Annotated in this window: 9 protein-coding genes; 6 read left to right on the forward strand and 3 right to left on the reverse strand. The window is 73.4% G+C overall.

Annotation, left to right across the window (positions count from 1 at the left end; translation table 11 throughout):
• A partial coding sequence (locus V7793_RS28105; protein WP_336011443.1) for a class I SAM-dependent methyltransferase occupies nucleotides 1-679 on the reverse strand: 679 nt, incomplete at its 3' end.
• Between the two features lie 83 nt (nucleotides 680-762).
• Nucleotides 763-1365: a DUF3043 domain-containing protein gene (locus tag V7793_RS28110; protein ID WP_336011424.1), complete on the reverse strand. Its 603-nt coding sequence runs from the start codon at nucleotides 1363-1365 to the stop codon at nucleotides 763-765.
• Between the two features lie 277 nt (nucleotides 1366-1642).
• Between V7793_RS28110 and V7793_RS28115 the strand changes: the two genes are divergently transcribed.
• The 6 genes from V7793_RS28115 to V7793_RS28140 all read left to right on the forward strand — a co-directional run bounded on the left by V7793_RS28115 (nucleotide 1643) and on the right by V7793_RS28140 (nucleotide 7787).
• Nucleotides 1643-2437: a PspA/IM30 family protein gene (locus V7793_RS28115; protein ID WP_168095057.1), complete on the forward strand. Its 795-nt coding sequence runs from the start codon at nucleotides 1643-1645 to the stop codon at nucleotides 2435-2437.
• A gap of 45 nt (nucleotides 2438-2482) precedes the next feature.
• On the forward strand, nucleotides 2483-2761 hold the full coding sequence (pspAA, locus tag V7793_RS28120; protein WP_168095056.1) for a PspA-associated protein PspAA: 279 nt from the start codon (nucleotides 2483-2485) through the stop codon (nucleotides 2759-2761).
• Nucleotides 2762-2863: 102 nt separating this feature from the next.
• Complete coding sequence (locus V7793_RS28125) at nucleotides 2864-4081, forward strand: sensor histidine kinase (protein ID WP_336011431.1); 1218 nt, start codon at nucleotides 2864-2866, stop codon at nucleotides 4079-4081.
• Between the two features lie 95 nt (nucleotides 4082-4176).
• Nucleotides 4177-5235, forward strand: a complete 1059-nt coding sequence (locus V7793_RS28130) for a nicotinate-nucleotide--dimethylbenzimidazole phosphoribosyltransferase (RefSeq protein WP_168094792.1) — start codon at nucleotides 4177-4179, stop codon at nucleotides 5233-5235.
• 66 nt (nucleotides 5236-5301) lie between these two features.
• Nucleotides 5302-7068, forward strand: coding sequence for a phosphatidylglycerol lysyltransferase domain-containing protein (locus V7793_RS28135; RefSeq protein WP_336011435.1), 1767 nt, complete (start codon nucleotides 5302-5304; stop codon nucleotides 7066-7068).
• A complete protein-coding gene (locus V7793_RS28140; RefSeq protein WP_336011438.1) occupies nucleotides 7065-7787 on the forward strand; it encodes a hypothetical protein in 723 nt (240 codons plus the stop codon). The genes V7793_RS28135 and V7793_RS28140 overlap by 4 nt, the downstream gene beginning before the upstream one ends.
• On the opposite strand, the gene V7793_RS28145 is transcribed toward V7793_RS28140, so the two are convergent.
• Entirely contained in the window at nucleotides 7754-8491 is a 738-nt protein-coding gene (locus tag V7793_RS28145; protein ID WP_336011440.1) for a hypothetical protein, read from the reverse strand. The genes V7793_RS28140 and V7793_RS28145 overlap by 34 nt on opposite strands.
• Nucleotides 8492-8664 lie beyond the last annotated feature (173 nt).

An 8664-nucleotide genomic window follows, 5' to 3' on the forward strand; every position in this document is an offset into this window, starting at 1 on the left:
CCGCCACCGAGCGGTACGGGTCCGTGCGGCCCGCGCGCTCCTCCGCGAGGAGGAGTCGTTCCAGCGCCGGGCCCGTGGGCGGCTCGCGCCCGTCGGCCGCCTGGTCGGTGAAGACCCGGACGCCGTACCAGCCGGCCAGCGGCGCGCCGATCCCGGCGAGCGTCGCGGTCAGGGTCTCCCGGCGGTCGGCGCGGACCTTCAGGCCGATGCGGTTGGTGTAGGCGGGCGAGTCGAACGCGGCGAGGGCGGTGTCCCAGTCGCCGGCGAGGCCCGGGCGCATGGCCAGGGCGTCGGCGTTGCGCACCAGGAGGGAGAGCAGGCCGCCGGGGGCGAGCACCCGGGCCAGGCCGGCGAGCATCGGATCCGGCTCGGGCACGTACATCAGGACGCCGTGGCAGAGCACGATGTCGAAGGAGCCCGGGGTGAAGTGGGCGCCGGTCTCGCGGCCGTCGCCCTCGACGAGCCGCACCCGCTCCCGGATGCCCTCCGGCTCGGCGGCCAGCGCCTCGCGCACGGCGCCGAGCATCACGGGATCGGGCTCCAGGCCGGTGACCTCGTGGCCGGCGCGGGCCAGCCGGAGGGCCTGGGTGCCCTGGCCGGGGCCGACGTCGAGGATGCGCAGCCGCCGTCCCACGGGATAGCGGGCGCTTATCTGCTCGTCGAGCTGGCGGGCGACCAGCTCCTGCCGGACCGTGTTCCGTAAGCCTCCGAGCCCCCGGAGCCACCCCTCCGCACCGGCACCGAAGCCGGGCGCGAAGGCGCTCAGGGCTTCTCCCCGCGCTTGACCTTCGGCTTGGGCAGGCGCAGCCGGCGCATCTGGAGCGTGCGCATGATGGCGTAGGCCACCGCACCGCGCGTGTTCTCGTCGGGGAAGCGCTGCTTGAGGGCGCGCTTGAGGGAGATGCCGGTGACCGCCGAGTTGATGACGATCAGGGCGATCACGATCATCCACGCGAGGAGCACGTACGTCTGGAACGCGCCCTTGTTGATCATGCTGAGGATCAGGATGAAAACGGCGAGCGGCAGGAAGAACTCCGCCACCGAGTACCGCGAGTCCACGAAGTCGCGCGCGAAGCGGCGGACGGGGCCCTTGTCGCGGACGGGCAGGTAGCGCTCGTCCCCGTTGGCGAGGGCCTCGCGCTGCTTGGCCAGGTCGGCCCGGCGGGTCTCGCGGGCGCGCTTGGCGGCGTCCTTGCGGCTGGAGGGCGTGTGCGCCATGGCGCGGCGCTGGGAGTTCGCCTCGCTGCGCTTGGGGGTCGGGCGGCCCTTGGGGGCCTGCGGGTCACGGGGCTGCTGGGGCTGGTCCGCGGTCACCTTGGCGGCGGCGGCCTGCTCATCCTTGGAAGTGGAACGGCTTCGGAACACGAAACCCAAGGGTACGGGGTAAGGGGAGCGGGCACCCGCCCGTCCGGGGGAACGATCCGGCAACGGCAGCCGTTGCCCTGGTTGTTCCCCCGCTCCTCCCCGGGCTTCTCCCGGGTGGACGTCTACTCCCTGCGCCGGAGGAGGGCGGCCGCCTGATCGTCCTGGAGGAGGAGCGCATGAGGGCCCGAACAGTGCGGTAATGGAAGCAGGGCCCGTACTGTGGGGTCTGCAAGGTGTGCTGGAGCCGAAGTCCGTCAGAAGGGGGCGCGCGAGGCCCATGAGCGGTGTCATGAAGCGTATGGGGATGATTTTCCGCGCGAAGGCCAACAAGGCCCTGGACCGGGCCGAGGATCCGCGCGAGACCCTCGACTACTCGTACCAGAAGCAGCTCGAACTGCTCCAGAAGGTGCGCCGCGGCGTCGCGGACGTCGCCACCTCCCGCAAGCGCCTGGAGCTGCAGCTCAACCAGCTCCAGGGCCAGTCCTCCAAGCTGGAGGACCAGGGCCGCAAGGCCCTCGCCCTGGGCCGCGAGGACCTGGCCCGCGAGGCCCTCTCCCGCCGCGCGGCGCTGCAGCAGCAGGTCAGCGACCTGGAGACGCAGCACCAGACGCTGCAGGGCGAGGAGGAGAAGCTCACCCTCGCCGCCCAGCGCCTGCAGGCCAAGGTCGACGCCTTCCGTACGAAGAAGGAGACCATCAAGGCCACCTACACCGCCGCCCAGGCCCAGACCCGCATCGGCGAGGCCTTCTCCGGCATCTCGGAGGAGATGGGCGACGTCGGCATGGCCATCCAGCGCGCCGAGGACAAGACGGCCCAGCTGCAGGCCCGCGCCGGCGCCATCGACGAGCTGCTCGCCTCCGGCGCGCTCGACGACCCCACGGGCATGGCCAAGGACGACATCACTGCCGAGCTCGACCGCCTCTCGGGCGGCTCGGACGTGGAGCTGGAGCTGCAGCGCATGAAGGCCGAGCTGGCCGGCGGCAGCGCCCCGAAGCAGGCCATCGAGGGCGGCAACGGCGGCCAGGCCGCCTCCCGCGCCGAGCAGGAGCGTCCGCGCTTCGACAAGCAGTAGTCCGCAGGTCCCAGGCACTCGCACCCGACCGAGGGAGAGACCGTCATGATCGTACGGATCATGGGGGAAGGGCAGTGGAGGCTCGACGACGCCCACTTCGTCGAACTCAACAAGCTCGACGACGAACTCCTGGAGGAGATGGAGAGCGGTGATCAGGAGGGCTTCCGCCGCACGCTGGACGCCCTGCTGGAAGCCGTGCGCCGGCTGGGCGGCCCGCTGCCCGACGACGCCCTGGAGCCCTCCGAGCTGATCCTGCCCGCTCCCGACGCGAGCCTCGACGAGGTCCGCGCGATGCTGAGCGACGACGGCCTCATCCCCGGCTGACCGCCCGGGCCCGCTCCGCCCGGTACCGGTACTCCAGCACCCGCCGCGCCCCTGTCCCCGTCCGGGACGGGGGCGCCGCCACGAGACGGGACCCCTCTCGCGATGAGCTCCCTCGCCGTTCCCGGCATGGCCCGCCCGCACCGCTGGCTGCGGGCGCACCCGGTCGCCGCCGACTCGCTGCTGTCCCTGGCCGTCTTCGTGATCGTCCTCATCGGGTCGTTCGCGGGGCGGGGCCGGGCCACGGAGGCGCCGGGGGCCGGCTTCCTGGTGCTGAGCGCGCTGACCTGCGCCGCGCTGGCGGCGCGGCGGGCCGCCCCGCGCACGGTCCTCGGCGTGACGTCCGCCCTGACCCTGGCCGAGATCGCCACCGACCGCGGCGGTCCCCCGCGCACCCAGATCGCGATGGCCGTGGTCGTGGCCCTCTACACCGTCGCCGCGCGCACCGAGCGCCCGGCGGCCTGGCGCTTCGCCCTGGCCACGGTCGCGGGCCTGACCGCGGCCGTGATGGTCCTCGGCGCGCCGCCCTGGTACTCCCCCGAGAACCTCGGGCTCTTCGCCTGGACGGCCCTGGCCGGGGCGGTGGGCGACGCCGTCCGCAGCCGCCGGGCCTACGTCGCGGCGATCGAGGAACGGGCGGTACGGGCCGAGCGCACCCGCGAGGAGGAGGCGCGGCGGCGGGTGGCCGAGGAGCGGCTGCGGATCGCCCGCGAGCTGCACGACGTCGTCGCCCATCACATAGCGCTGGTCAACGTCCAGGCCGGCGTCGCCTCGCACATCATGGACAGCCGACCCGACCAGGCCAAACAGGCCCTCGCGCACGTACGGGAGGCCAGCCGCTCGGCGCTGTCGGAGCTGCGCGCCACGGTCGGGCTGCTGAGGCAGTACGGCGACCCGGAGGCGCCCACCGAGCCCGCGCCCGGCCTCGGCGTGCTCGACCAGCTCGTCGACGGGTTCGCCCGGGCGGGGCTGGACGTGGCGGTCACGGGCGGGCCCGAGGCGGTCGCGGCGGTGGGGACGCTGCCGGCGGCGGTCGACCTGACGGCGTACCGCGTCGTCCAGGAAGCCCTGACGAACGTCCACAAACACGCGGGCCCCGGGGCACGGGCCGAGATCACCCTGACCCGCGGCCCGGACGCCCTGTCCGTGACCGTCCAGGACGACGGCACGGGGTGCCCTCCGGGCGGGGCGCCGGGTGGCCACGGGCTGCTCGGCATGCGCGAACGGGTCGCGGCCCTGGGCGGCGAGTGCGTGGCCGCCTCCCGCGGGGGCACGCCGGGCTTCCGCGTCCACGCGACACTCCCCCTGCGGGGGAGGCCCTAGGGGCGAGGCCCCTTGCCCCGGCCGCCGCCCGGCGAACCGGCAGCAACCCGTACGAGCCAGGTCTAGCCGCCCTCCGGGCGGGTAGGGTTCGGCGGATGAGCGGTCTGAATCTTGATGACTTCGCCACGCTGATCGAGCGCCCCGATCCGGGCGTGCGGCGGGACGCGGAGGAGCGGCGGGAACGGCTCGGGCTGCGGCCCGGGGCGCTGGGGCGGCTGGACGAGCTGGCCGAGTGGCTCGCCGCCGCGCAGGGGGCGGTGCCGGTCAAGCCGGTGGAGCAGGTCACGGCCCTGGTGTTCGCGGGCGACCACGGGGTCGCGAAGCTGGGCGTCTCCGCGGGCCCCGAGGGCGGCGCGGCGGTCCTGGTGAAGGCGGCGCTGGCCGGCGAGAGCGCGGGCGCGGTGCTGGCCCGGCGGGCCGGGGCGCGGCTGCGCGTGGTCGACATGGCGGTCGACTGCGATCCTGCGGAGCTGCCGGAGGAGGTGACCCGGCACCGTGTCAGGCGCGGATCCGGCCGGATCGACATCGAGGACGCACTGACGCCCGAGGAGGCGGAGGCGGCGTTCCGGGCGGGCATGGCGATCGCCGACGAGGAGGCGGACTCGGGCACCGACCTGGTGGTTCTGGGCGATCTGAGCGTCGGCGGCACCACGGCGGCCGGCACCCTGATCGGCGCGCTGTGCGGCACGGACGCCTCCGTGGTGACGGGCCGCGGCGGCTTCGGCATCGACGACCTGGCCTGGATGCGCAAGTGCGCGGCGATCCGGGACGGTCTGCGCCGGGCCCGCCCGGTGCTGGGCGACCAGCTGGAGCTGCTGGCGGCGACGGGCGGCGCCGACCTGGCCGCCGCCACGGGCTTCCTGCTGCAGAGCGCGGTGCGCCGCACCCCGGTGATCCTCGACGGAGTCGTCTCCGCGGCATGCGCGCTGGTCGCGCAGCGGGTCGCGTTCCGGGCGCCGGACTGGTGGCTGGCCGGCCAGGCCGGCGGCGATCCGGCGCAGGCGAAGGCGCTCGACCGGATGGCGCTCAACCCTCTGCTCGATCACGGCGTCACTGTGGGCGAGGGGACAGGGGCGCTGCTCGCTCTGCCATTGGTGCAGGCGGCCGCGGCCCTGGCGGCGGACCTTCCCGAGCGACTCCCGGATCGCGGCTGACCTCCCGGCAGCCGGTGTGAAGAGCGCGGAGCCCGCCGCAGACAGTGCCCCGAATGCTGATCTTTCATGGGAGAAGTCCGCTTGACTCCGGATGAGGGCGCACCGGCCGGTCACAGGTCACGGCGCGCCGCCGCTTTCGCCGTGTGGTACCTGCGCTTCGTCACCTTCGTCAATCTGCTGAGCGCGGTGTGGGTGTCGTTCGGCACGGACATCCGGCAGCACAACGACGCCGAGTTCTTCACGCCGTACCTGCTGACGGCGGGCTTCGCGTCGGCGCTGTGGTCGTTCGTCATGGCGGTCACGCTGCGCCGGCGCAAGCGCGCGTCGTGGATCCTGAACCTGGTGCTGGCCGGGCTGTTCCTGGTGTTCATGGCGACGCTCATGTTCTCCCCGGAGTTCAACCGGCACGCGCTGAACTGGTTCTCGCTGGCCGCCACGGGCCTCTTCGTGGGGGCCCTGCTGGCCGGCCGCAAGGAGTTCTACGCCAAGGGCGACCGCTCCAACCCGAAGCTGGCGGCGATCGTCGCCGTCGTCGGACTGCTGGTCACCTCGCTGACGGCGGCGCTGCTGGTGCGGGCCGCGAACGACGCCCCGGACGAGTACCGGGCGACGTTCCTCGACCGCTGGCACTACGGCTTCATGCGGCTGATCTCGCTGCAGGTCGACGAGAGCGCCTACCCGGGGCTGTCCGTCCCCGGGTGGGTGGACGTCACCATCAACGTGATGAGCTCGGTCCTGCTGCTGGTCGTGGTGTACGCGGCCTTCCGGGCCCGCCGCGCCACCGATCCGCTCACCGCCGAGGACGAGGAGAAGCTGCGCGCCCTGCTCGACCGGCACGGCGACCGCGACTCCCTCGGCTACTTCGCGCTGCGCCGCGAGAAGAGCGCCATCTGGTCCCCCAGCGGCAAGGCCGCGGTCACCTACCGCGTCGTGGGCGGGGTCTCGCTGGCCTCCGGCGATCCCATCGGCGACCCGGAGGCCTGGCCCGGGGCCATCGAGCCGTGGCTGGCGGAGGCGCGCGAGCACGGCTGGATCCCGGCCGTCATGGGCGCGAGCGAGGAGGGCGGCACGATCTACGCGCGCCACGGCATGGACGCCCTGGAACTCGGGGACGAGGCCATCGTGGACACCGCGGAGTTCACCCTCGAGGGCCGCGCCATGCGCACCGTGCGGCAGGCGTACAACCGGGTCAAGCGCGCCGGCTACACGGTGCGGATCCGGCGCCACGAGGACATCCCCGAGGAGGAGATGGCGCGGCTGCTGCTGCGCGCCGACGACTGGCGCGACGGGGCGACCGAGCGCGGCTTCTCGATGGCGCTGGGCCGGCTCGGCGACGCGCTCGACGGCCGCTGCGTGATGCTGGAGTGCCACGACGGCAGCGGTGAGCTGCGCGCCCTGCTGAGCTTCGTGCCGTGGGGCCCCAAGGGGCTGTCGCTGGATCTGATGCGGCGCGACCGCGACTCCGAGAACGGCCTGATGGAGTTCATGGTCATCGAGCTGCTGCAGCAGGCCAAGGGGCTGGGCATCCACCAGGTGTCGCTGAACTTCGCGATGTTCCGGTCGGTCTTCGAGCGCGGCTCCAGGCTGGGCGCGGGACCGGTGCTGCGCGCGTGGCGCTCCCTGCTCAGCTTCTTCTCCCGCTGGTGGCAGATCGAGTCCCTCTATCGAGCAAATGCGAAATACCGCCCCATCTGGGAGCCTCGTTTCATGCTGTTCGAGAAGAGCAGCGATCTGCTGCGGATCGGCATCGCGAGCGCACGCGCCGAGGGCTTCCTGGAGGCCCCCGGCCTGCCCAAGTGGCTCAACCGCAAGCACCTGGAGAGCCGACGATGAACCGCGCGGCGCTGCGACGCGCCGCGCTGACCGAGTGGGGCCCGCTGGCCGGGACCGTCCGGCGGGCGCTCGTACGCAAGAAGCTCCGGGCGATCCCGATGACCCTCGCGGCGGTCCTCCTCACCTCCGTCTTCCAGATCGTCCAGAACCAGTCCTGGGGCTTCGAGCCGGTGCAGCGGATCGGCTCGGTGCAGGCGCAGCTGCCGTGGTGGCTCGCGCTGCTGCGGACGCCGCTGTCGCTCTTCGTCCCGGCCCTGGACCTGCCGGTGTGGGGCGCGCTGGCGCAGGTCCTGCTGGTCTTCGGCATCGCCGAGATCTGCCTGGGCAAGTGGCGCACGCTGGCCATCTCCTACGTGGCCACGCTCGCCGGGACGATGTACGCGCGGCTGGCCGTCCATATCGGTCCCGACTCGGTGTTCGGGCTGCCGCCCGAGGCCGCCAAGGTCGTCGACACCGGCCCGTCGGCGGCCGTCGTAGGGCTCGCGATCTTCGTCTCCTGGCGCTACCGGGCCTGGTTCACCTGTGCCGCGGTCGTGCTCGCGATGGCCGTGGAGGTAGTGATCAAGCCGAACCTGGCGGGGAAGGAGCACATCGCGGCCGTCGTCGCGGTGCTCGCGCTGTGCGCGGCGGACGAGGTGCGGCGCAGACGCCGCGAGGCCCGCGTGCAGGAGGAGGTGGAGTGCGGTCAGCGGTCCGGGGCGCCCGCCAGCAGGTCGTGAATCCTGTTGCGGACCGCCTCCCAGCGCGCGTCGTGCCGGTAGGCCCGCACCCGGGCCCGGCGGCGGGCCCGCGGCCGGTTGCGGTAGAAGCGCCGCGCCCACGGTGAGCCGGGGCGGGCCAGGCGCACCGCGCCGAAGAGGGCGACGAACGGGACCACCGCGCCGATCAGGGCGATCCGCGGCTTGCCCTTGGCCAGGGCGAACAGCGCGATCAGGAAGTTGATCAGGACGTTGACGACCACGAGGCCGCGGTCGTGCAGCTCCTCCGGGGTCAGCTCGTTCACCCCGAAGGGCAGGAATCCGGCCAGCACCAGGCCCACGAGGGCCGCCGTCAGCACGACGAGCTCGACGCTCTTGCGGCCCTGCTCGGTCCAGTAGACGTCGTCCAGGTGCAGGACCAGCGCGAACTCGTCGAGGACGAGGCCCGCCCCCGTGCCGAACAGGACGGCCGCGGCCATCGCCCCGAAGCCGTGCCGGCCCGAGGCGACGGCGCCGAAGCCGCCGATCACCGTCAGCACCACGCCGGGCACCACGTGGTGGACGTGCATCCCGCCGGGGCTGATGTTGCGGAAGGGGCCCTTGCCCGCGCGGATCAGACGGGTGATGACGCGGGTCACCAGGAAGGTCAGGACGAAGGCCGCCAGGGCGAGCAGCAGGGGCAGCTTCCCCGGCTCCACGATGTTGCGGCTCAACCACTGGCCCATGACGTACGCACCCGCTCCCGATCGGCCCTCCACCGGCAACCTACTGCCCTCGGCGGGCCGGATAGTGTGCCCGCGATGACCGACACGACACCCGCGCGCGCCACCGCCGGCGACGCCCTCCGCTTCGCCTTCGGCACGCTCACCGTGCTGCCCGTGCGCCTCACCCGCTGGGA

The organism is Streptomyces sp. KLMMK, from assembly GCF_036961605.1.
Lineage (GTDB): Bacteria > Actinomycetota > Actinomycetes > Streptomycetales > Streptomycetaceae > Streptomyces > Streptomyces telluris.

Excerpts from the sequence above, each read along its gene's own strand:
- V7793_RS28115 (WP_168095057.1), top strand. The coding sequence starts at position 1,643 with ATGAGCGGTGTCATGAAGCGTATGGGGATGATTTTCCGCGCGAAGGCC.
- V7793_RS28140 (WP_336011438.1), top strand. The coding sequence starts at position 7,065 with ATGAACCGCGCGGCGCTGCGACGCGCCGCGCTGACCGAGTGGGGCCCG.
- V7793_RS28145 (WP_336011440.1), bottom strand. The coding sequence starts at position 8,491 with ATGGGCCAGTGGTTGAGCCGCAACATCGTGGAGCCGGGGAAGCTGCCC.
- pspAA (WP_168095056.1), top strand. The coding sequence starts at position 2,483 with ATGATCGTACGGATCATGGGGGAAGGGCAGTGGAGGCTCGACGACGCC.
- V7793_RS28130 (WP_168094792.1), top strand. The coding sequence starts at position 4,177 with ATGAGCGGTCTGAATCTTGATGACTTCGCCACGCTGATCGAGCGCCCC.
- V7793_RS28125 (WP_336011431.1), top strand. The coding sequence starts at position 2,864 with ATGAGCTCCCTCGCCGTTCCCGGCATGGCCCGCCCGCACCGCTGGCTG.
- V7793_RS28135 (WP_336011435.1), top strand. The coding sequence starts at position 5,302 with ATGGGAGAAGTCCGCTTGACTCCGGATGAGGGCGCACCGGCCGGTCAC.